Annotated in this window: 11 protein-coding genes; 8 read left to right on the top strand and 3 right to left on the bottom strand. The window is 51.4% G+C overall.

The annotated features are described in order from the left end of the window. Positions 1 to 2 precede the first annotated feature (2 nt). From J2I46_RS07070 to J2I46_RS07060, 3 genes are all read left to right on the top strand, one after another. On the top strand, positions 3 to 740 hold the full coding sequence (locus J2I46_RS07070) for a ferritin-like domain-containing protein (protein ID WP_207328311.1): 738 nt from the start codon (positions 3 to 5) through the stop codon (positions 738 to 740). A 33-nt stretch (positions 741 to 773) separates the two neighbouring features. Continuing rightward, positions 774 to 1562, top strand: coding sequence for a ferritin-like domain-containing protein (locus J2I46_RS07065; RefSeq protein WP_207328310.1), 789 nt, complete (start codon positions 774 to 776; stop codon positions 1560 to 1562). Positions 1563 to 1655: 93 nt separating this feature from the next. Continuing rightward, a complete protein-coding gene (locus J2I46_RS07060; protein WP_207328309.1) occupies positions 1656 to 2342 on the top strand; it encodes a TIGR04283 family arsenosugar biosynthesis glycosyltransferase in 687 nt (228 codons plus the stop codon). A 64-nt stretch (positions 2343 to 2406) separates the two neighbouring features. On the opposite strand, the gene J2I46_RS07055 is transcribed toward J2I46_RS07060, so the two are convergent. Beyond that, positions 2407 to 6003: a CRTAC1 family protein gene (locus J2I46_RS07055; protein WP_207328308.1), complete on the bottom strand. Its 3597-nt coding sequence runs from the start codon at positions 6001 to 6003 to the stop codon at positions 2407 to 2409. A gap of 410 nt (positions 6004 to 6413) precedes the next feature. Between J2I46_RS07055 and J2I46_RS07050 the strand changes: the two genes are divergently transcribed. Then, on the top strand, positions 6414 to 9689 hold the full coding sequence (locus J2I46_RS07050; RefSeq protein ID WP_207328307.1) for a SusC/RagA family TonB-linked outer membrane protein: 3276 nt from the start codon (positions 6414 to 6416) through the stop codon (positions 9687 to 9689). An 82-nt stretch (positions 9690 to 9771) separates the two neighbouring features. Then, a complete protein-coding gene (locus J2I46_RS07045; RefSeq protein ID WP_207328306.1) occupies positions 9772 to 11532 on the top strand; it encodes a RagB/SusD family nutrient uptake outer membrane protein in 1761 nt (586 codons plus the stop codon). Between the two features lie 335 nt (positions 11533 to 11867). On the opposite strand, the gene J2I46_RS07040 is transcribed toward J2I46_RS07045, so the two are convergent. Further along, positions 11868 to 13619 (bottom strand): RagB/SusD family nutrient uptake outer membrane protein, encoded by a 1752-nt coding sequence (locus J2I46_RS07040; RefSeq protein WP_207328305.1) that lies wholly within the window; start codon positions 13617 to 13619, stop codon positions 11868 to 11870. Positions 13620 to 13657: 38 nt separating this feature from the next. Further along, the gene (locus J2I46_RS07035; RefSeq protein ID WP_207328304.1) at positions 13658 to 16894 is read right to left on the bottom strand and encodes a SusC/RagA family TonB-linked outer membrane protein; all 3237 of its coding nucleotides are present in this window, start codon (positions 16892 to 16894) and stop codon (positions 13658 to 13660) included. 247 nt (positions 16895 to 17141) lie between these two features. On the opposite strand from J2I46_RS07035, the gene J2I46_RS07030 reads away from it, so the two are divergent. From J2I46_RS07030 to J2I46_RS07020, 3 genes are all read left to right on the top strand, one after another. Further along, positions 17142 to 20876, top strand: a complete 3735-nt coding sequence (locus J2I46_RS07030) for a CRTAC1 family protein (protein WP_310589000.1) — start codon at positions 17142 to 17144, stop codon at positions 20874 to 20876. A gap of 273 nt (positions 20877 to 21149) precedes the next feature. Beyond that, positions 21150 to 24230 (top strand): SusC/RagA family TonB-linked outer membrane protein, encoded by a 3081-nt coding sequence (locus J2I46_RS07025; protein WP_207328303.1) that lies wholly within the window; start codon positions 21150 to 21152, stop codon positions 24228 to 24230. Between the two features lie 14 nt (positions 24231 to 24244). Continuing rightward, the gene (locus tag J2I46_RS07020; protein WP_207328302.1) at positions 24245 to 25765 is read left to right on the top strand and encodes a SusD/RagB family nutrient-binding outer membrane lipoprotein; all 1521 of its coding nucleotides are present in this window, start codon (positions 24245 to 24247) and stop codon (positions 25763 to 25765) included. Positions 25766 to 25768: the final 3 nt, after the last annotated feature.

The raw sequence follows: 25768 nt of genomic DNA, 5'->3' as shown, positions 1-25768 counted from the left end.
TTATGGAAGAACTTAACACATTGCCTGAGTCGCCGACCCGCGTGGAAGGCGTGGGCCGTCGGTCGTTCCTACGTTATGTAGGTGGGGCTGCAGTAGTGGGTGGGATCCTGTCTTCTTGCACACCAACAGACGAGGTAGCAGTATCATCGACTCCTGAATACAATCTGAGCAAGTATGCCCGGAAAATGAGCAATGGCATCACGGTTGACTTAGGCACTGGTGAAGTTGCTATTCTTAACTACGCCTACGCGCTGGAACAGCTCGAAGCAGCTTACTACGAGATGCTGTTGGCCAACCCCTATTCAGAAATGACGGCTATGGAGCGCACGATGTTTACCGACATCCGCGACCATGAAGTTATTCACCGCGAATTTTTCAAAAAAGCACTGGGTTCTGCGGCCATTCCTGGCCTGACGCCTAATTTCAGTGGTATCAACTTCAAACAGCGGTCGGTCGTTATCGACGTAGCCCGTCAGTTTGAAGACACCGGCGTATCGGCCTATAACGGTGCTGGTAAGTATCTGAAAACAGGCGCTTATCTGTTGACTGCCGGTAAAATTGTTTCTGTTGAAGCCCGCCACGCGGCTTTATTAAGTGATTTGCAGTTCCCTCTATCGGGTTCATTTGCTGGTGATCTGCCTGTCGACACCATGGGTCTGGAGCGTTCACGTGAACCGGGTGCTGTGTTGGCGATTGTGGCTCCATTTATTCAGGAGACCATCACCTTCACGCTGGCTTAATTAAATTTTTTCATCGAAAACAGAAACTCAGCAATGAATCTGCAAAATATTCTCAACGAGCTGGAGTCCGTCGATGGCGAGATTTTCGACCGCCTGGCTCATGTATCACGCCGCAACATGTTCAGCATGTGGGCAAACAAAGCAGCTAAAGTAGCTGTGGCTGCCCCTGTGGTCATGGCTTCGGCCCTGTCTAACGCATACGGCCAGTCTGGTTTACCAGCCAACGTGGTTGAGGTGCTCAACTTCGCGTTAACGCTCGAATACCTCGAAGCAGAATTTTACGTTCGCGGCACCGAAACGTCAGGCCTGATTCCAAGCCAGTTCATGGAGATCTTCCGTACCATTCGGAGACATGAAGAAGCCCATGTGCGTCTGCTGCGTTCAGTATTAGGCGCTCAGGCAGTTGCTAAACCAACATTTGATTTTACGGCCAAGGGAGCTTTCCCAACTGTATTCTCAAACTTCCAGACCTATATGGCATTGTCACAGGCGTTTGAAGATACCGGTGTACGGGCCTACAAAGGTCAGGCTGGTAACCTGATAAATGCCCCGGCCGTTCTCGAAGTTGCACTGAATATCCACTCAGTTGAAGCGCGCCATGCTGCCCGTATCCGGGTACTGCGTGGATTCAAAGGATGGATCACGAATTCTGACGCTTCCGGCCTGCCTGTGACCATTTATGCCAGCGACAACATCACCAACCAGCTTGGTGTTGAGTTGGCCGGTATTTCAGGTAAGTCTGCCGAAGCCGTTACAGAGGCGTTCGACGAGCCACTTAGCAAAAGTGACGTACTGGCTATTGCTGGTCCGTTCATTGCCTAATTGAGCAGTACCTTATTACAGTAACGACGTCTTGAAACGCCCGGCAAGCATACCACTTGCCGGGCGTTTCGCTTTGTACGATTTTTGTACTCTATGATGATCAGCGTTATCGTTCCCACCTATAATGAAGCCGCCACGATTGAGCAGGTTGTGAAGCGCGTGCTTTCACATGCGGGCGATCGGGTAGCTGACGTACTGGTGGTTGATGGGGGAAGCACCGATGAAACAGTTGCGTATGCCAGCCGGGCCGGAGCAACCGTCTTACAAGCACCCAGGCGGGGGCGAGCCGCTCAAATGAATTACGGAGCACAGCGGGCTACCGGCGATGTGCTTTATTTCGTTCATGCCGATGTACAGGTCCATCCTGATTTCGTCAGCGACATTAAGCAGGCGTTGGCGGCAGGCTATGACGCAGGCCGTTACCGATTCCGGTTCGATTCAGATAAGGTTTTGCTTCGCTTTAACAATTATGGTACCCGGTTTGGCGGACTCATGAGTCGGGGCGGTGATCAAACACTGTTTATCACCCAGGCTCTTTTTAACCAGTTACATGGGTTCGATGAACGGTATGTGATTATGGAAGATTTTGACATCATCCGGCGCATTGAACAACGGGCTCGGTTCATGGTTGTTCCCAAAGATGTTGTTGTATCGGCTCGTAAATACGAAGCCAATTCGTGGTTGCGGGTTCAGTTGGCCAATCTGGCTGCCGTTCTTCTGTTCGCCTGCGATGTACCACCCACCCGCATTGCCCGCACCTACCGGACGCTTCTGAAGTAACCAAAACGCCTTACAACTTCATACACTCCGTTTGTCGGCAGACAATACTGACCTGCTGAGCCAACTAGTTCTTTACCAGTGTGTTCGGCTGGAATCCCGACCGCTTACGACCCTGCGAATCCATAATGTCAACGGCCTTTACCTGCGGGCTTACCGTCAGCACGCGGGCCGACTGCGACAGGAACGAATTGCCATAGCTGAATTCTACCTTTTGCTTTTTGCCATCTGCAAAGGTCAATAACGCCGATGCATCGGTAGAGCCTAGTCGTATACGCCGCACCGGTTTGCTATTGCGGAAAATACACAGGCGCCCTCTGTTTTGCGAAGCTATAAGCAGTTCACTGCCTTTATTATCAATCAGTTGCGCCAGCGCTTTGCCGTTTCCAGGTACGTAGAAGCCGCTCGTGTTAATGGATTGTGCCGTGAAGTTGCCTTTTCCGTTCCCCCGGAGCCACAGGCCATTCAATGCATCATAACGGCCAGCCAGCACTTCGCCGCTGAAATCGTTACCTACCAGCATAACATCGAGATTGCCATCGCGGTCCACATCGTCGGCAACCATGCCGAAAATCGGAGCCAGTTGCGCCTGTACGGGTAAGGCTCGGATGGCAAAGGTGCCGTTGCCCTTGTTTTCTACGTAGGCAGATTGCAGGTAGTTGGCTTCCAGTACTGTAGCGTTCTGCCGCTCTTCGGGCGTAAGGAGCTTATCGATTGTTGCCGTAGCGAAATCTTTGTAGAAGGGAAACCGTCGGCGCATCACGATCATCTGCTTAATCAGGTCTTCGCGCCCGTGGAAGGTGTATTCCTGCCGCCTGCCGTCTGCATCAGGAATAAAGATGGTTGGTATGGCATCATAAAAACCATTGTTATCGAAATCACCGGCATACATGCGCACGGGCTCTTCGTTGGTGGCGCGCATGCGGGCGTTAAGCCCAAGGTTACCGGCTATGTAGTCAATATCACCGTCTCGATCAAAATCGCCGGCAACCAGTGAGTTCCACCAACCAACCGATTTAGCCAGCCCGTTAGCTGCGCCCTGGTTCGTCAGCTTCCCGCCGTTGTTGGTCAGCAACGTGAGGGGCATAAACTCGCCGGCCAGCATCAGATCAACATCGCCATCATTGTCTGGATCTGTCCAGAGGGCATCGCAGACAAGACCGATATTGGTTAGAACGGGTGCCACCTGCGCCGTTACATCGGTAAAGTGTGGCTGGCCGGGTTTGCTGTCATTACGAAGCAGCAGACTCGATGTGGCTTTGGGATACTGATCAGGTATTACCCGGCCACCAATGAAAAGGTCCAGGTCGCCGTCGCCGTCGAAGTCAGCCGCTTTTACGCACGATTTACTGGTAGTATTGGCCGGCAACGTACCTGTGCCCAGCGTGAACGTGCCGCCGTTATTGATATAGAACCTGTCCTGGAAAGAAGCGGAATTTGCCTGCCCCTCGGTACTGCCACTGGCGATGTATAAATCCAGGTCACCATCACCGTCGGCGTCGAAGAGCAACGTACCCATATCTTCCTCCTGTTTGTTTCCAGGTACGTTGCCAGTTGGCAGCAGGTCTTTCTCCGCAAAGCCACCCGTGGCAGTCTGCAGCAGAAATCGCCCTTTGTTGGCCCTTGCTCCACCAATGAACAGATCATCCAGGCCGTCGCCGTTCACATCACCCACCGATACGCTCGGACCATACTGCGACAGTTTATGCGGCAATAGTTTCTGAGTGTTAAAATCGATGTATTCCGGCTCCTGATGCACGTAGGCTACCTGTAGTGAATCAGTCACCTCGTTGAACAAGGCGGGCTTCTTAACCGGCAAAGACAATGGTTCGGTAGCGTTTCGGATATCGGCCGTCAGCACCTGGTTGGTCTTGACGTTGCGTAAGGTCTGTTGCCGCGCAGGCTGGTTGTCATGTGCAGGCCAGATAATCCGTACTTCATTGATTGTCTTCACGGCCCCCAGCCCGAAGTGAGCAACCGGCTCTACCGTTGAAAGGTACCCTCGGTAAGGGCTGTGTTCATACACCTGCTGCTGTTCGTTCTGCCGGCCATAGTGTAGTTCAACAAACGCGCCGAGGCCCATCCTGTTCTGCGCCGACCCGGCAAATTTCACCCGCAGGTAGTTGGCCTGATCGCCTTTCTGTTCAATCAGGTTATTGCGGTAAACAAAGGCCGAATCGTTAATGTTGTTGACCACGTAATCCAGATCGCCATCGTTGTCGAGGTCGCCGTAGGCTGCCCCGTTCGAGAACGAGGGAACGTCTATTCCCCAATCCTGCGTGACATTTGAGAAGGTTAGATCGCCATTGTTGCGGAAGGCGTAATTGCTGATCTTGACCACCGGAATCTGGGCCAGCGTATAGTCTTTGGTGGCCACCTTACCGTTCTCGGCCCGGAAGGTCATAAAGTCCCGATCGGTAACATCTTTGGGAAACCCGTTGGTGATGAGCAAGTCGCGGAAGCCGTCGTTATCGAAATCGACTACCATCGGTGCCCAGCTCCAATCGGTTTCGGCTACATCGGCCAGCAGGCTGATTTCACTGAAGGCGGGAGTAATCATATTGGGGCGCGTACCCTGGTTCAGTTGCAGGGTATTCCGAACAACCTGGTAATTGTATTTATACTCATCGTTGTTCAGGTACGTCTGGTAACTGTTGGCGGCCAGCATCATCTTCTTCCGGTAATTGTCGCGGGGCATCATATCCACCGCAATCACATCAACCAGTCCGTCATTGTTAATATCGGTCACGTCGTTCCCCATCGCCGTGTTGCTGGTATGCTTGAATGTCTCTCCGGCGCGGTCGGTGAAGGTGCCATCGTGGTTATTGATATAGAGCAGGTCATCGGTCAGGTAATCGTTGGTCACGTAGATATCTTTCCAGCCATCCCGGTTCATATCCACAATATTCAGTCCCAGCCCATAACCATCATGCCGGATTCCCGCCTGCTTTGAGACATCAGTAAACACCGGATGGCCCAGTGCCGGGTTAGGGTCATTGCGGTACAGCCGGTCGGTATTCAGTGAAGAACCATCGTCGACCTTTGCCCGATATACGTTCGGGTAATCGTCGATGCGGTCGGTTAATAAGTAAAGGTCCAGATCGCCATCGTTGTCATAATCGAAAAAGGCGGCGTGCGTAGTATGACTGTTATCGGCGATACCATAGTCATGGGCCATTTCCTTAAATACCGGCTTCCCGTCGCGTACACCCTGATTTACATACAGCAGATTCTCACGCTGTTTGTCGCTCTTGCTCAGCGTGGCGCTCACGTAAATATCCAGCCAGCCATCATTATTGATATCGACCAGCGACGTACCTGAGCACCATTTGCCGTTGCCCGTTACGCCCGCCGACTGGGTAATGTCATCGAACTTCAGGCTACCCTTATTCAGGAAAAGCCGGTTAGCCACCATGTTGCCCGTGAAGAAGACATCGGGCAGGCTATCATTATTGAAATCGCCCAGCGCCACGCCGCCTCCATTGTAGAAATATTCTACATCGAGAATGCTCATCGAGTCAGACTCAGAAATCCGATTGGCAAAGGTGATGCCTGTCTCCTCTGCCGGAAGTAGTGAAAATAAACTGGACGATGAGGACTGACAGGCAGTTAAGAAACCACCGAAGGATAACAGGAAAGCAATTGACAGGGTACGGTGCAACATGGTATATCACAATAATTAAATAACAAAGTACAGTAATTAATTCTTAAAACTCAATTAAAATAATTGAGGTACTCAGTAATTATACAAGAAAATAGATTCAAATAAGGATTTTTCTAAGTATATAATTCTTTTATTGATTAAGTAATAATCTATTATTTTATGAGTAAAAATTTTTTTTGCAAACCAATATAAACCAACAATTTACTTTAAATAAATAAATTTATTTTCACTGACACTAGTTTATCGTAAATACCTGTAATACAGAATGTTACATAAATATTTTCCGAATAATTTTATGTATTTTCAAATTTTAATGTCAGAACTAAGTTAAAAAAAATCAAAATATACTTTAACCTAAAGACGTATCAATATACATTGATTCATTTTCACAATTTAATGGTCTCAACCATATGAACACAAAATTTTACAATACCTTCCGGTATATATTACTGGGGGCATTCGTATTACTCTGGGGCACTAGTGCTATGGCGCAGGACCGGCGGATTACGGGTACGGTTACCAGTAATACCGATCCGGTTCCTGGAGCTACCGTTGTTGTTAAGGGCACAACGATCGGCACAACGACCGATGCCAACGGGGCATTTACACTTACACTTCGCGGTTCAGCTGATGTAATTACGGTATCGGCTATCGGGTATAAGTCGACAGACGTTACGGTAGGCACGCGTACTACTGTTGCGGTTCAACTTCAGGAAGAAGCCTCAACCCTGAACGAGGTGATTGTAACGGGTTACTCGACAGACAGCAAACGCGATAATACGGGTGCTGTATCAACGGTGAAATCACGTGATCTGGCGGCAGTTCCGTCGGCCAACGTTGAAACGCAGTTACAGGGTCGGATTGCCGGGGTAACGGTTATTGCCAGCGGGCAGCCGGGTGCTAACAATACCATTCGGGTACGTGGTTTTGGCGCCTTTGGTGGTAACCAGCCGCTTTATGTTGTCGACGGTGTGCCTACGGGCGGTATCGGTAACCTCAGCCCTGACGATATCGAATCGACGTCGGTTCTGAAAGATGCGGCTGCAGCTTCTATCTATGGAGCGCGGGCGGCCAACGGTGTTATTGTTATTACAACGAAGAAAGGCCAGCGCAAGGCGCAGCGACTAACTGTTTCCTACGACGGTCTGTATGGTATCACCGATCCAGGTGTTGCTCCCGCCGTATTGAATCCGCAGGAACAGGCCGACTGGACCTGGAACGCCGTGCGTAACCGGATTCTGGCCAATGGCGGTACTATTGGACCCAACAGCTTCACGGGTATTGCCAGCGGCCAGTACGGTCAGGGCTTGACACCTGTGCTGCCTGAGTACCTACAGGTTGGTAATCGCTTTGGTGTAACGGGTGGCGTAGACCTCGCCGCAGAACGGGCCAAGTACAACATTGACCCATCGCTGGGTGGCATTTATCAGGTTACGCGCGCCAATCAGGCCGGTACAAACTGGTATAAAGCCATCACCCGGACAGCACCTTTGATGCGCCACACACTGGGTTTCTCGGGCGGTAGCGAAAGCAGCCGGTACTACATCAGCGTTAGCCAGCAAACGCAGGCGGGTATTCTGTTGAACAACAACTTCAGCCGGTACGTATTCCGCGCCAATTCTGAATTTGACATCCTGAAAAGCAAAAAGCTGCGTTTCGGCGAGAACCTACAGGCTACCTACATCGACAACTCTGGTCAGGTAGGTGGTAATGCAGGGCAAAACCTGTCGCAGGAAGAAAGCGAGATCCTGACGGCTTTCCGGATGGCGCCAATCATTCCGGTGTATGATGTATTCGGTGGTTACGCTGGTACGGCGGCAAAAGGGTTTAACAACCCAGCCAACCCGGTTGCCTCACGAGATGGCGCCAAGAACAACCGGAACTTCAACATCGGTTTCTTCGGCAATGCCTACCTGGAGTATGACATCATTCCCGACCTGACTATCCGCAGCAGCATTGGTGGTGCTTTGTCAAACTACTACAACAAAACGACGTCGCGCAATACGTACGAAAACGCCGAAGGTAACAACGGTGGTTTCCGGATCAACGAAGGTGCCGGTTACAGCATCGCCTGGACGTTCACGAACACGGCGCAGTATAAGCGCAAATTTGGTATTCATAGCGTCGACGTGTTAGTGGGTCTGGAGGCCCTGAACACTGGTTTTGGTCGTAACCTGAGCGGTTCGGGCCTGAACCCCTTCTCTACTGATCCGAACTACGCCAACATCACTACATCTTCAGCGTCTGGTCGGCAATCGAACAGTGACCTGTTCAGCGGTGTAAACTTCTATTCGCAGTTTGCCCGGGTCAATTACAGCCTGCTGGATAAGTACATCGTTACCGGTGTGATCCGTCGCGATGGTTCATCGCGGTTTGGTGCTACCAACCGGTATGGCGTATTCCCGGCCATCTCGGCGGCGTGGCGCTTATCGGCCGAGCCGTTCATGAAAGATATTCCGTTTGTTACCGACCTGAAGGTTCGCGGTGGCTGGGGACAGATGGGTAACTCAAACAACGTAGACCCAAACAACCAGTATAGCCTCTACCAGTCGAACGTAGCCAATTCGTATGACATCAGCGGGGGGAACTCGGGCGTAGATCCGGGCTTCTACCGGAGCCGGATTGGTAACCCCAATGCCAAATGGGAAACCAGCACAACAACGAACATCGGTATCGACGGGTCGTTCTTCAACGGTAAGCTCGACGTTGTACTTGATATCTGGCGGAAAGACACCAAAGATCTGTTGTTTCAGGTACCAATTGCCGGTGTAATTGGTCAGCGGGCAACGGCACCATCGGTAAACATTGCCAGCATGCGTAACGAAGGTATTGATCTTCAGATCATTACGCGTGGCAAGGTAGCCAGCAGTGATGTTGGGTATGAAGTAAACGTAACGGGTAGCATTCTGAACAACAAAATTCAGTCATTGGCCCCCGGTGTTCCTTACTTCGACGTAGCCCCGGGAACAAACCGGCTGTCGTTACCAGAAACGCGCAACCAGCCTGGTCAGCCGCTGGCTTCGTTCTTCGGTTATCAGGTAGTGGGTCTGTTCCAGACAAGAGAAGAAGTGACGGCTGCTCCTACGCAGGAAGGCGCAGGTGTAGGTCGGTTCCGCTATGCTGACGTCAATGGTGATGGTCGGATCAACAATGATGACCGCACCTTCATTGGTAGCCCGATTCCGAAATTCACCGGCGGTCTGAATCTCCGGTTCACGTACAAAGGCTTCGACGTGGCAACGTACCTGTATTCATCGCTGGGGAACAAGATCTTCAACATGTCGAAATGGTTCACTGATTTCTATCCATCGTTCTCAGGAGCAGCCATCAGCGCACGGGTGAAAGATTCATGGACGCCTACAAATACGAGCACGATGCAGCCAATTTTTGAAGATGTTGGCAACTTCAGCACTAATACGGTGCCTAACTCATTCTACGTAGAGAACGGCTCGTACCTACGGATGCAGAACGTAACCATCGGATACACACTACCTGCTGAACTAGTTGGCAAATTGGGTCTGAGCCGGGTACGTTTCTCGCTGGCTGCCAACAACGTATTCACCATCACGGGCTACAAAGGCCTCGATCCAGGTGTTGGCGGTGCGGCTGATAGCAACTTCGGTATCGACGTGGGTAACTACCCGATCACACGGAGCTACAACGCTGGCCTGAGCATCGGTTTCTAAACAACCTTTTTGATTGAGAAGCCTGATTATCAAGCTTCTCAATCAAAATACACACGATCTAATCTATTTAAAAATATAGAAAATGAGAAAGACACTCGCAAAAGGGGCCGGTACATTACTACTCCTGACTGTAATTTCAATAGCCTGTAAGGATACGTTTCTCGACGTAACTCCTGCTGGCCAGTTGCTTAATACAGCCCTGACCACGAATAACGGTTTACAGGGACTATTGATCAGTACCTACGCTCAGTTGAATGGCCGTGGCTACTCACAAACGGCCAGCCCCACCAACTGGGTATATGGCAGTATCATGGGAGGCGACGCCAACAAGGGCTCTGACCCGGCTGACTTTAATGCCATTACGCCGTTTGAAACGTACCTGATCAATGCCTCGAGCGCTGAATTAAATTCTCGCTGGCAGGCGCTTTACGAAGGGGTGAGCCGCGCCAACTCGGTACTTCGGCTACTTCCATCAGCCGATCCTACGGTAACAGCCGCCCTCAAGCAGCAGTTATCGGGCGAGTCGCGTTTCCTGCGTGGCCTGTACTATTTCGATCTGAAGCGCACGTTCAACATGGTGCCTTATATCGACGAGACGGTTGATTACGGCTCTGATTTTGGTGCTACGATCAAGGCGATCCCGAACAATACCGATATCTGGCCTAAGATTGAGGCTGATTTCAAGTATGCCTACGACAACCTGGCTGAGACGAACACGCAGGCTGGCCGGGCCAACAAATGGGCGGCGGCGGCTTATCTGGCCAGAACATACATGTATCAAAGGAAGTACGCAGAAGCGAAGGCACTGTATGACCTGATCATTGCCAATGGCAAAACAACCAATGGTAAAAAGTTTGGTCTGGTTCCTCAGTATGCACAGGTATTCAACTCGGCCAACGAGAACAGCGAGGAGGCCATTTTCTCAACGCAGAACGTAGCAAACGCCGGTAGCTCAGACGCAGCCTCAGGTGACCTGAATCTGAACTACCCCTACAGTGCGGGTATCGGTGCCACTTGCTGCGACTTCTTCAAGCCTAGCTTTGACTTGGCTAACTCGTTCCGTACCAACGCCAACGGATTACCAGTAGATAATGCACTTGCCAACGGAGCTTATAATAGCGGCACGAATGAGATAAAAACAGACATGGGCTTGCTACCGGGTGATGCCTTTACACCAGACGCCGGAAACATCGACCCACGTTTAGACCATACGGTTGGCCGTCGAGGTATCCCTTATCTGGATTACGGCGACTTCACCAGCGCCTGGACGCGTAACCAGGCATTTGGCGGCCCTTATTCGACTAAAAAATACGTTTTCTACCTGGCTCAACAAGGCAAAGTAGCTGACGTATCGAACTGGACGAAAGGCTGGTCGGCCACAAACATCGTGTTGATGCGCTATTCTGATGTTCTGTTAATGGCCGCTGAAGCTGAAGTGGAAGTAGGAAGCCTGACTACGGCAATGAGTTACGTGAACCAGGTACGTAACCGGGCGGCCAACCCCGCTGGTTTCGTTCTGACAACGGCTGGTCAGCCAGCGGCGAAGTATGTCATCAGCCCATATCCTGCCTCGGCATTTGCATCGCAGGCGGTGGCTCGTCAAACGGTGCGGTTCGAGCGTAAACTGGAACTGGCCGAAGAAGGCCAACGGTTCTTTGATCTGGTTCGTTGGGGCGTGGCCGAGCCAACACTCAACGCCTTCCTTGCCTACGAGAAGACGAAGTTGTCCAATGCCTACAGTGGTGCTGTGTTTACCGCAAGTAAGAACGAATACCTGCCCCTGCCGCAAACACAGATCGATTTGCAAGGCTCAAGCGTGCTGAAACAGAATCCTGGTTACTAAGCTGTTCAGATATATTAAAAAGGCCAGCCTCGTGAGAGGCTGGCCTTTTTAATTGAGCGATACGTAGCGTCTTTGCCGTGAGTTAAGGCTGAGTGCAACAGCTAACTGTTCTTAGTAAATTGTACGTCAGACTATTCACTGAGCTGTCTGATTTGTGCCCTTTTGGACCAAGGCTAACCGAAAGTGTGAAATTCAATCAGCCTGGTTTTAGTCAACTGGATAAAGACTGTGGTGTAGCAAAGCAGATTATGCTTTAACCATAAGCTTCTGACAAAAAAAGTGGGCTGGTTGTTACACCAGCCCACTTTTTTTGTCACCTTATAGTCGGTCACTGGTTAGTATCCTGCGTTCTGCTTCAGAATATCTTTACCCTGGATATCGATCTGAGCCTGTGGAACAGGCAGGATCTCATCCTGACCAGCTGTAAACGTAGCGCCACCCAGCGTTGTTGGGAGCCGCTCTTTGGCTCCCTCATATTGTAGGTAAGCATTGATTGTTGTTGCGGCAATACCCCAACGAACCAGGTCGAAGAAGCGGTGACCTTCATCACCCAGTTCCAGACGGCGCTCGAAGCGAACCGCTGCTGTAGCTGATGCTTTTGACGCAAACACAGAAGCCGGATATAGGCTGATCGTGTATTTCGCAGCAGGTGCACCAGCTTTGGTTACGAAACCAGCAGGGTTAGCTGCACGGGCACGAACCAGGTTGGTGTATTCCAACGCTTTGGTCAGGCTACCCACTTCGATCTCACACTCAGCCGCCATCAGCAGTACGTCAGCATACCGGATGATAGGCACGTTGAGCGCCGTATAACCAGGTGTCCATGAGCTGTTGTCCTGTAGTGAACCAACGTCCGACTTGTAATACGTGAACTTCTTAGGTGAGTAAGGGCCACCGTTTGGCTGGTTACGAATCCAGTCGGCACCGGGGTGATCCTGCCAGTCGAGGTAAGGAATACCACGACGACCGATCGTGTGGTCTAACCGTGGGTCTACGTTACCAGCATCAGGCGTGAAGTCTGCCTTCGACAGGATACCCATATCCGTCTTCAGGGCGTTGGTTGCTGAGTTATACGAACCATCGAGCAATGGCAGGCCATTCGCATCCGTACGGAATGAGTTAGCGTATTCGAAGCTAGGCTGGTTAAAGCCGCAGCAGTTACCCGGACCATTAGGACCCGTATTATATGGGTAGTTCAGGTCAAATTCAGGGTTAGCGTTGTTCACGTTACCTGTGTTGGCAGCTGCCTGAATGGCGAATATCGACTCTTCATTGTTATCGTTCGATGCTTTGAAGAGATCGGCATATTTCGGTACCAGACCGTATTTCTTGCCGTTTGACGTTTTACCGCTCGCAATGATCAGATCAAACAAGCCTTTTGCTTCCGTGTATTTCTTCTGATAAAGGTACACTTTAGCCAACTGAGCCGCCGCCGCCCATTTGTTTACCCGGCCAGCTGCTGCCTGTGTTTCGGGCAGGTTCTCGTAAGCGAACTTAGCATCAGCCTCGATTTTTGGCCACAGGTTTACACCGTTGGCTACTTTTTCGATGCCAGTACCGTAATCGACCGTTTCGTCGATGTAGGGCGCACCATCACCGTAGATACGCTTCAGGTCGAAATAATATAGCCCACGCAGGAAGCGAGCTTCGGCACCAACACGCTTCCGATCATCGGCCGACATATCAGCCGGTGCGTTTTTCAGCAGATTTAGCGTTGTATTGGCGCGGCTGATACCCTCGTATTTACGCTGCCATGTCTGACCTACCTGGTCGCCCGAGGGTATAGTCTCGAAGCGCTGAATCGGGTTAATTGTCGAGAAGTCACCTGGGTCAGTGCCTTTGTTGGCGTCACCACCACGAATACCACCCCATACCCAGTTGTTGAACGAGGCAAGGCGTTCGCCCCGGCCGTTCAGAATCGAATAAGCGGCAATCAGTGAACCTTCGATACCTGCTTTTGAACTAAGCTGAGCACCAGCCAACTGTCCGGTAACGGGCACCTCCAGGAAAGTGTCTTTACACGAAACAGTCACTAAGCCCAGGGTAGTAGTAACCCCTAGGATTAAGAGTTTTATATTGTTTCTCATTGTATGATTTAGTTTGATCGGGAAAAAGTCCCTTGTTATTAAAATGCCAGCGATACGCCACCCAGTACGCTACGTGTGATGGGGTAGTTACCCACGTCGATACCGAAGTTCGTATCAGCGTTACCACCTACGCTTGGGTCAAGACCCTGGTATTTTGTGATGGTGAACAGGTTGTTCGTAGAAACGAATACGCGCACACGCTGAAGCTTAACCTTGTTCAGCAGGCTGCTTGGCAGGTTATAACCGAATGACAGGTTTTGCATCCGGAAGTAAGAGCCATCTTCTACGTAGTATGAGTTTGACTGCGTGTTGGTACTGAAGTTAGACGCCGATTCGAAAATGGGCACCGTACCACCTGGGTTTTCAGTCGACCACGAGTTTTTCACGCGAGCGCTGATAGCTGCACCGGCAAATGATGGATAGAAATCAGTGAACCACTTCGACACGTTGAAGATCTTGTTACCGATCGACGTGTAACCATACATTTCGATATCAAACGCTTTGTATGTGAACTTCAGGTTCAAACCACCGGTGAATTTTGGAACAGGGCTACCCAGGTACGTCCGGTCATCAGCGTTTATTACCTTATCGCCATTGATGTCGGCATAGCGGAAACGACCCGGAGCAGCACCATCCTGTTTTGGAGCCGCATCTACTTCAGCTTTGTTTTGGAACAGACCTAGTGTCTGGTAACCGTAGAAAGCAGAGAGTGAGTAACCCAGTTGGTTTCGAATTGGGTTGATACCCCGGAAGCCAGGGTTTACCGTTGTCAGGTACGTGATACCAGGAGCCAGCGAAACGATCTTGTTGCTCAGGAAGCTAGCCGTTACGTTGGCTTCGTAACCAATTTCGGAAGCGATTTTGCCGCGACCAATTACCTGAATATCAATACCTTCATTGCGCATTTCGCCGATGTTTACGGCAGGAGCTGAAGCATACGTACCAATTACGTCGGGGATAGGCACCTGGAACAGCAGGTCTTTGGTGTCCTTACGCCATACGTCTAAGATAACTTCCAGGCGGTTGTTGAAGAATGAACCATCGAAACCAATGTTGCTGGTGATCGAGGTCTCCCACTTTGCATCAGGGTTACCGATCCGTGAGCGGTAGTATCCGTCAACAGTGCTTGAGTTAGAGCCATTAATATCATAGGCCGAGTTACCCAGGTTGGCCGCATATAGGCTGTACTGGTTGTTGGGGTCTACGTTGTTCGAGTTACCCATCAGACCATAACCACCACGAATTTTCAGATCAGTTACCCATGGCAGGTTTTTCATGAATGGCTCTGCTGACATACGCCAGGCTACCGATGCAGCTGGGAATACACCATACCGGTTGTTGGCACCGAAGCGTGACGAACCGTCGCGACGAATCACACCCGTAACGATGTACTTGTCATTGTAGACATAGTTCACCCGACCAAACAATGAGTAGAAGTTTACGCCTTTGAACTGACCGCTACCAACTGTACGTCCGGTAGAGGATACCGTGTTCAGCGTGATGTAGTTTGGGTCAATTGAGAAGGGGTTCTGACCATTACCATTGATGTTTCTGCCAGCACCCGTGTTCAACGCTTCCTGACCAACAATTACGTCAACAGCGTGCATACCAAACTTACGTTTGTAGGAAGCCGTGTTGGTCAACGTCCAGCCAAACGAATAGCCTCCTCCTTCAGAATAGCCAAAAGCTGAGTTATTTTCTGAGTTCTCGTACTGTAAGCGGGTAAAGTTGTAGTTGTAGAAGTTATTGTACTGCCCACCAACCGTGCTACGCAGCGTCAAAAACTCAATTGGTTCAACTTCCAGATAGATGTTACCAAACGCGTTGGTGTTGAAACCCCGGTTGTCAGCCTGTCCTGCCCGGTTAGCGACTGGGTTACGTGGGTTGTTGAAGCCTTTTGCCGCAGTACCCGCGTAGCCACCAAATTCATCATATACTGGAATGATCGATGGCATACGGAACGCCTGCAACACGTCATTCTCGTCAGCAGCTACACCTTGACCACCGCTGCCACCACCCTGACCTAATACAGACAGGTACGTTAACTGAATGTTTTCGCCAATCCGCACTTTCTTGCTGAGATCAAACTCCGTGTTTGCCCGGAATGTATACCGCTTGAAATCGTTATTCAGGAGAATACCCTGCTGATCCTGTGCGCTGAAACCAACATAGTAACGAGCTGATTCGCCGCTACCTGAGAAGCCAACACCGTGCCGCTGAACAGGAGCTACACGCGTGATCTCTTTGTACCAGTCTGTGCCCTGCTTATTAGCTTTAACTACCTGATAGATAGAACCGGCACTAGGGTTGATGTTGTATTTCAGTTTAGCAGCAGCCAGGTCAACTGAACCGATTACGCCAGCAGCACCACCTACATTGATATAGTCAGGAATAACGGGTGTTGAGCCTGTTCCAAACTGAGGGTGGCTATAGGCTGGTGTTGTTCCGTTCTGAAACGCCGTGTTTCTGAACTGACGCCAGGTCCAGTCGGCAAATTCAGTTGGGTTTAGCATTTCCTGCCCTTTACCGGGATCAGTCACACCGTATTGGCCATCATATGTGACCTGCATTTTACGAGGTGTCTTCGAGCCTTTACGGGTTGTAATAACGATTACACCGTTGGCAGCACGGGCACCATAAATAGAAGCGGCAGCAGCATCTTTCAGAACAGTCGTTGTTTCAACATCATCAGGAGCTACAATGTTGACCGAACCTACAGGCACCCCATCAACCACATAAAGCGGTTCGTTTCCGCCGAAGGCACCGAAGCCCCGAACACGAACTTGGCTGCTTGTACCAGGTTGGCCGTTCGAAATAACCGTCACACCAGAAACACGTCCCTGCAACTGCTGCTCAACATTACCGGATGGTACCGCCTGAAGAGCCCGCGCCTTTACGGTTGATACAGCACCCGTTACGTTCCGGCGATCATCGGTGGTGTACCCCGTAACAACTACTTCATTAAGTACCGAAGCGTCTTCGGCCAGTGTCACGTCGATAGACGTGCGATTGCCAACAGTCAGCTCCTGCGATTTGAAGCCAATACCTGAATAAATCAGTACATCACTGTTACCACGTAGGTTTAGGGTATACCCGCCGTTTGCATCCGTAGATGTACCGGTTGAGGTTCCTTTGATTACCACGTTAATACCCGGAATCCCGCCATCGGGGCCGGTCACGCGCCCACTGACGCGCCGCGCCTGAGCAAAAGCACCAATCCCAACTAGGAAAAAGGCTATGCTAAGACAAGTAATTTGTAGAAGCTTGCTTCTCATGTAAGTAATAGGTTTAAAAGATTAATGTACATTATGAGTATATCCCTGAAAAAGGCAAAAAATATACTCGGTGCTTTATAGCAGACGTAAGCAAGCCCATACTTCCTTCTACTCTATTTAATTCTTTAATAATACAATTTTGATGCAGCTTGCGATAAAATAAGACGTATAAATGCCTGTTTAAGCCTATTTTTGACAGAAAATAAATGATCAGTATAACGTTTCATCATCTATTCAGAAACAACCCGTGATTACGAAAATAAACCTACGTAATAGCCTTATAGGCCAGGTTATCTGTCTGGGTGTAGGCCTTACCTTTAATGCCTGTCAACTCGGCCAAAAGCCTTTATTTACGTCATTAGCGGCCTCTGATACGGGAATTGACTTCGCTAACCGAATCATCGATAACGATTCGCTCAACATCATCGATTTTGAGTATATCTACAATGGTGGCGGGGTTGCCCTCGGCGATTTTGATAATGACGGGCGGACCGACGTTTTTTTTACCGGTAATCAGGTACCCAACCGACTTTTTCTCAATCAGACGGAGCCCGGTTCACACGATCTGCATTTTCGCGACATAACCACGGCCTCGGGTGTGGATGGCGCCGGTAAATGGTGCTCGGGCGTAGCGATGGTAGACATCAATAACGATGGGCAGATGGATCTGTACGTAGGTGCCACCGTGAGTAAAGACTCGGTGAAGCGGGAAAATCTGCTGTATGTTAACCAGGGGGTACGAAACGGGGTACCCATTTTTAAAGAACTAGCCCGCGAGTATGGTGTCGCTGATAATGGACACACTACCAATGCCGCCTTCTTCGACTATGATAATGATGGCGATCTGGACCTGTATGTGCTGACCAACACAACCGAAGACCGGAGTCCGGGTACGTATCATGACAAAATCGCGAATGGTGCCTCTAAAACAACGGATCGATTATATCGGAACGACTTTAACCCGAAACTGGGCCATCCGGTATTTACGAACGTATCGAAGCAGGAAGGTATTCAGATGGAAGGCTACGGGCTGGGGCTGAATATTACCGACCTGAACCGGGATGGCTGGCGCGATGTGTATGTAACGAATGATTACCTGACCGATGATCTGTTATGGATCAACCAGCACAGCGCCGACAAACACACAGGCTTTCGTGACGAGGCTGGCCAGTATTTCAAGCACACCAGCAGTTCGGCCATGGGTAATGATGTGGCAGACGTAAACAACGACGGACTGTTGGACATCGTGGCCGTTGATATGCTCCCGCGCGATAACTTCCGCAAGAAGATGCTGGTGGGTCCAAACAATTACCAGGCTTACCTGAACAACGATCAGTTTGGGTTCAACTACCAATATGTTCGAAACACACTTCAACTGAACCAAGGGCCACGACTCGGAACGATGGGCCTTTCCAGCAGCCAGCCACGATTGGCCAACGGGCAGTTAGCCCCCGTTCAACGCGTCGAAAAAGGAGCACCCCTGTTTAGTGAGGTAAGTTTACTGGCCGATGTGGCCGAAACAGACTGGAGCTGGTCCCCTTTGCTGGTTGATTTCGACCACGACGGCCACCGGGATTTACTGGTCACCAATGGCTTCCCGAAGGATGTGACCGACCGCGACTTCATTTCATTTCGGGAACAAAGCGCCACCGTAACCACGAAGCGGTTTCTCCTTGACCAGATTCCGGTAGTTAAGATTCCAAACTACGCGTTCCGAAACCTGGGGGGCAACGTACCTACGTTTGCCGATGTAACGGAACAATGGGGCCTGAAAACACCCAGTTTCTCCAATGGCGCCGCCTATGGTGACCTCGACAACGATGGCGATCTGGATTACGTGGTCAGCAACATCAACGATTCGGCCTTTGTTTACCGCAACAACCTGATGGAGCAGAAAGGCGCATCGGCAACGTACCTGCGCCTGCGTTTCGACGGGCCTGCCCGTAATCGAATGGGGCTGGGCGCGTTCGTCACGATCAGGTACGATACCCGCGATGGCCAGAAAAACCAGCAACAGGTTTATGAACATAGTCCTTATCGGGGATATCTATCGACGGTTGAACCGGTTGGCCATTTTGGGTTGGGTGCGGTCGATGTTGTTCAGGAACTACGCGTGGTTTGGCCCGCCCATGACGGCCAGCCCGCCCGGCAGCAGACCATACGCAATGTGAAGCCCAATCAGGTACTAACAGTTCGCCAGGCCGATGCGCAGGAAGAGCTCACCCCAGACAGCTTCGCTCCGCCCCTGCTTCACGACGTGACCGATTCGCTGGGGTTAGCGTTGATGCATACCGAACCGGAATTTATCGACTTCAATTCGCAAAAATTATTACCCCACAAATTATCGCAGTTTGGGCCAGCCGCGTCTGTAGGCGATATCAACGGAGATGGGCTCGACGATGTGTTTGTCGGAGGTTCGCGGAAGCAGCAGGGGCACTTTCTGATTCAGACGAAAACGGGCGCATTCATCGAGAAGGCAGGTTTACCCGTTTTGCCAAACCCGGCCGACAAACAACAGGAAGACATGGGTACGTTGCTCTTCGATGCCGACGCCGACGGAGACCTGGATTTGTATATTGCCAGTGGCAGTGTAGAAAACCCGGCCGATAGCCCCGCTTACCAGGACCGGTTGTATGTAAACGCTGGATCAGGTACGTTCTCGCTCGCTCCGCCAGGTACGTTGCCAGTGAATACAACGAGCAAATCGTGCGTGAAAGCCGCCGACTTTGATCAGGATGGCGACCTGGATCTGTTTGTCGGCGGTCGTGTCATTCCTGATCAATACCCGAAAGCACCATCGAGTCTGTTGCTACGGAATGACAGCAAGCCCGGTCAGCCTCGTTTCACCGACGTAACCGGGCAGGTGGCACCCACACTGAAAGACATTGGCCTGATCTGCGACGCGCTCTGGACCGATCCGGACAATGATGGCGACCCAGACCTGATACTGGCCGGTGAGTGGATGCCTGTAATGCTTCTGGAAAACCGGCAAGGCAAACTGGCCGCTGTACCCACCCAGTTCAGCACAGCACGCGGGTGGTGGAATTCGCTTACACCCGGCGACTTCGATAATGATGGCGATATTGACTATGTAGCGGGCAACCTGGGCTTGAACGCCCGGATGCGGGCTTCTGAGCAGCATCCAGCCCGGCTGTATGCCGGGGATTTCGACAATAACGGCTTCTACGATGCTATTCCTACCATCTATATTCCTGATGAGAAGGGCCAGCAACGGGAATTTACCTTCCACGGGCGCGACGACCTGATTAAGCAGATGATCGTGTTGCGCGGGCGGTTTCAGCAGTACAGCGATTTCACCCAGGCCAGCATCGACAAATTGCTGAAGCCCGACGAAATGAAGCAGGCTACCGTTCTGGAGGTAAACGAACTTCGGTCGATGTACATTGAAAATAAAGGGCCGGGGCCGGGTGGCGTACCGCAGTTTGCGATGCATCCATTACCAATGCAGGCTCAGTTGGCCCCTCTGTTTGGTATGGTGGCCAGCGACGTTGACCTGGATGGCAATCTGGACCTGCTGGCAGTGGGCAACGACTTTAGCGGTGAGGTACACGTTGGCCGTTACGACGCGCTGAATGGTCTTTATCTACGGGGCGATGGAACGGGCAACTTCACCGCTCAGCCCATGCAAAAAAGCGGACTTTGCGTTACGGGCAACGCCAAAGGACTGGTACAACTAACTGGCGCCAGGGGTAACACCCTATTTCTGGCAACTCAGAATCGTGGGCCACTTTGTGTCTTCCAACGCAACGTACCCGGCCGGCAACTCAGGCCCAAAAATACAGACATAGCCGCTCTGGTCACACTTACCAACGGCAAAACGCAGCGGATCGAGCTTCCTTTTGGCAGTTCCTATCTGTCGCAGTCGGGCAGAGCGCTATGGCTGCAACCGGTTGTAAAGTCGGTGGTATGGATCGATTACAAGGGCCACAAACGAGACGAACCGATCCGATCATTGCAGTGATATGCGGTTAAGGAGTCAGGGGTATAGAGCACAGCCGTCGTTCACGCTGTGCTCTTTTTTTAATAGATAAAATCCACGATTCGTCATACTACCAGCTACACCCAATTGCCTGTTATCAAGCTGCTAACAACAATAATCAAGAATGACGGCCCAGTTTCCCCCATTTAACTGATGAATAATTGCTAATCGCCTTTTAATACTGGTAGTCTATCGAGAACTTTGTTAATTCCCGACTTGGGGAAATACCTTTCTCATCTCAAACAATCATTCATCATGGAGCAATCGCTACGTAGATGCCTGTTGTTCTGGTTGTGCCTAAGCCTGTCTATATCGGCAGCTTTGGCACAAAGCCGCGACATCAGAGGAAAAGTAACGTCATCAGAAGACAACAAGCCAATTCCAGGGGCCAGTGTCATTGTGCTCGGCACGGCCCGCGGAACCACTGCCGACGCTGACGGCAATTACCGTATTCAGGCCAATGTGGGCCAAACGCTACGCTTCAGTTTCATTGGCAATAAACTGCGCGATGTCGTTGTTGGCAACGCCGAAGTGATCGACGTAACCATGCAGGCCGATGACAACCAACTCAACGAAGTAGTTGTAACGGCCCTTGGTGTAAAGCAGGAAAAACGGGCGCTGGGCTATTCGGTTCAGGAAGTGAAAGGGAACGTGATTGCTGAAACACAGCGCGACAACTTCCTGAACGCCCTGAACGGACGGGTGGCGGGGGCCTCAATCACACCCACCAGTGGCAACCCCGGGGCGTCGACCTCAATTACCCTGCGCGGTATCAGTTCAATTGGCGGTAATAACCAGCCGCTGTTCGTAGTAGATGGTCTGCCGATCGACAACCGGACGTTCAACCAGGGTGCGTTGGTATCTGACTCGCCAAACCGCAACAACGATTACCAGAACCGGGGCGCCGATATCAATCCAAACGATATTGAAACGCTGACGATCCTGAAAGGGCCGGAAGCATCAGCCCTTTACGGCCTTGATGCCGCCTCGGGTGCAATCGTTATTACGACAAAGAAGGGAAGTGGAGCAGCCGGTCGCGGCCGAATTACCTATGATAATGCCTTCCGTTTTGAAGACGTATATCGCTTTCCGGCTTACCAGAAAACATACGGTCCCGGTGACAATGGCACCTTCAGTACGCCAACCCGCCTGTATTTCGGCCCCAAGTACGCGTCAGACGTACCGCTGTACGACAACCTGAACAACTTTTTCCAGACGGGCTACACCAGCCGCCACAACCTGGGTCTGGAAGGGGGTAACGATAGGTCGTCGTATCGTCTCAGCGTAGGCTACACGGGCCAGCAGGGCGTTGTTCCAACAACCGATTACAAACGGCTATCGGTCCGGCTGGCAGGAAATAGCAAGATCACCAACAAACTGGAAGCCAGCACCACGTTTAACTACATCAACACCAGCAACACAAAAGCGGGTAAGGGTGCGGGTAGCACGTTGCTAGCCCTGCTATCATGGCCTCAGACTGATGATGCGCGTAATTACACGAACAACGATGGAACACGCCGCCGTCTGAACCCAAACAGCGACACACAGGACATTGACAACCCGTTTTTCGACGTTTATAAGAACAAGAACAAAGACCAGACGAACCGCGTGCTGGGCAACGTAACGCTGACGTATGATCCGCTGTCGTGGCTGAAAGTACAGGGCCTTGTTGGCGCCGATATTTACTCGACAACGGGTAACCTGCTGTTCCACCCCCAATCGAACCGGGCTATTGCCACGCGGGGAAGCATTGAAAACTACACCGAGATCAGCCAGTTGCTGAATGGTCAATTGCTGGTTACGGGCAAGAAAGACTTCGGCAAAATCAGCACGTCGTTGCTGCTGGGTACGTCGTTTGATGATCGTCGGTATAATGTTGATGCGGTTCGGGGCGAACAATTCTACGAAGTGGATTTCAACGGTATCAATAACACGCTGCCAACCACACAACGCGCCAAAAACACGCTGAACCTGATTCGTCGTCAGGCGGTGTTCGGTCAGTTTACGGCCAGCTACGAAAGCATGCTGTACCTGACCGTGACGGGCCGCAATGACTGGTCGAGTACGTTGCCCGAGGCAAACAACTCATTCTTTTACCCATCGGTGAGCGGCAGTTTTGTGTTGACTGAACTACCTAACCTGCAAGGTGGCAAGCTGATTTCATTCGCCAAGCTGCGGGCGTCGTATGCCGAAGTAGGTAAAGATGCGCCGGTGCCTTACATCACACAGTCGAACTTGCTGGGTCAGGTAACAACGGGCGGTGGTCTGGCTTACAATGTGACGGGTGGTAACGGTATTCTGGTACCCGAACGTACGTCATCGTATGAAATTGGTGCCGATGTTCGGCTGTTTAACGGACGGCTGGGCATCGATGCGGCCTACTTCAATCGCAAAGCGGAGAATCAGATTTCAGCCCCGCGACTTAGCTATGCCACGGGTTTCATCCTGCAATACATCAACAGCGGCACCATCGAAAGCCGGGGACTTGAACTGCTGTTGACGGGTAACCCAATTCGTAAAGCCAATTTCAACTGGGACGTAACGGTCAACTTTACCCGCAACAACAGTGTAGTACAGAGCCTGCCGGCTGGCCAGTCAGAATTTTACCTGTCAGATACCTGGATGTATGCCAACGTTCGGAACAGCCTGTTCCCCGGTCGGCCAGCCACAGCTTTCGGCGGTAACGACTACCTGCGTAATACCAGGGGTGATATCCTGATCAACCCGGCAAACGGTTATCCTGTGAAGAACACGAGCTTTACCGAGATCGGCGACCGCAACCCGATGTTTACCATGGGTCTAACCAACTCGTTCCGATACAAGAACTTCACACTGTCGGCCCTGCTCGACATTCGTCGTGGTGGAGATGTGTTCAACGCCAACGAGTTATTCTTGTATGCCAACGGCTTAAGCACTAAAACACTTGATCGCGAAACCCCACGGATTGTGAAGGGCGTGTTGCGCGATGGGCTGGAGAACTCGGAGAAACCAACGGTGAATACCATTCAGGTTACGCCCAGCACTCGCAACGACTTCTATAACACGGCTTACGTAGAATCTGACTTTATTGAACATGACATCAACTGGCTGCGGCTACGCGATGTCACACTGCGGTACTCTTTCCCGAAAAGTTTACTGGGCGATAATAAAATTCTGCGCGGTGCCAGCGTTTTCTTCACCGGTACTGATCTGTTTCTGCTGACCAACTACACCGGTGCCGACCCATCAATCAACGGCCTGAACGCCTCAACGGGTGGTAGTGGTGCTGCTGGTTTCGACTACGGTACGGTGGCCGTGCCACGCGGTTATTCGTTCGGCGTTCAGATCCAATTGTAACATCAACAAAACTCATGAAAAGATACCTTTTAATCGTCGCGGCCCTGTTGTTGGGCACGAGCGGCTGTAAAGATTACCTGGACGTCAACACCAACCCGAGTACGCCACAGGTGGCTTCGTCGCCGGTAGTACTCCCGCCTATGTTTGCTCAGATGGCGCGGGGTGAACTGTTCGATAGCCGATATGCCGGTTCGTTCATCCAAAACTGGGCATTCACTACAGCATCAAACGTCTGGGATCGGCAGGGTTACGCCGCCAGTTCGGATGCAGGCGCGGAGAAATGGCGGTCACACTATTTCGGAAATGGGGCCAACCTGTTCCTGATCATGGACGATGCCGCCAAAACCAACCGGCCAACCTACGGTGGCATTGCCAAGGCCATATGGGCCTGGAGCCTGCAGTCAACTACCGACTGGCATGGCGATATGATTGTGAAGCAGGTGTTTGAGTTTGGCCGCTACTCATTCGATTTCGATCCGCAGGAAGTAGCATATGCCGAGGCAGTAACGCAGGCGAATGCCGCCCTGGCCGATCTGGCTAAAGAAGACCCGATTACACCCGGTACTGTTACCCGCGCCGATCTGGTTTACGGCGGCGACCGCGCCAAATGGACCAAGTTTGTGTATGCCGTATTGGCTCGTAATGCCAACCACATCAGCAACAAAGCCAGCTACAAACCCGATGATGTTATTGCGTTCGTGGATAAATCACTGGCCAGCAATGCCGACAACTTCCTGGTGCCGCATAACGGATCAAACTCCGACGACTCGAACTTCTTCGGCCCGTTGCGGAATAACCTCGGTTCTTACCGGCCAGCCCTCTTTGCAATGAACCTGATGAACGGTACGACGATGGGCGCTCCTGACCCTCGTCAGACGTTGCTCTTCAACCCCTCGGCCGATGGCGTCTATCGCGCTATTGCTCCGGGGCAGGGCGACCCGAATGCAGCGAATACGCCAGCCTTCATTCCAACGTTCTGGGGTGGCAACACCGTAGCACTGTCGGGCATTGGCCGGGGTATGTTCCGCGATAACGCCCCTTATCCGCTGATGACTTACGGTGAATTGCAGTTTATCAAAGCCGAAGCGGCTTTCCGAAAAGGTGACCGGGCTACTGCGCTAGTTGCTTATAGAAACGGCATCAATGCCAGCTTCGATCTGTTGAACAGCCTGGAAACAGACGCAACGAAACGTGTAACAGCTGCCCAGCGGGCAACGTACCTGGCCAGTAAAGCAGTGGCTCAAACCGCCGCCGACCTGACGCTGAGCAACATCATGCTCCAGAAATACATCGCCATGTATGGCCACGGTATGCTCGAAACCTGGGTTGATATGCGTCGCTTCCAGTACAGCCCGGACATCTATACCAGCTTTACTCCGCCAGCCAGCCTGTTCCCCGATAACAGTGGCAAAACGGTACAGCGGGTACGTCCCCGGTTCAACTCGGAATACATGTGGAATTCAGCTTCACTGGCCAAGATCGGTGCCGATAAGCCAGACTATCACACAGTTCCGATGTGGTTCTCTCAACCCTAAAAA

Source organism: Fibrella forsythiae (genome assembly GCF_017353175.1).
Taxonomy (GTDB): Bacteria; Bacteroidota; Bacteroidia; order Cytophagales; family Spirosomataceae; genus Fibrella; species Fibrella forsythiae.
The sequence above is the reverse complement of the archived record's forward strand: the minus strand, read 5'-3'. Positions and strand labels throughout refer to the sequence as shown.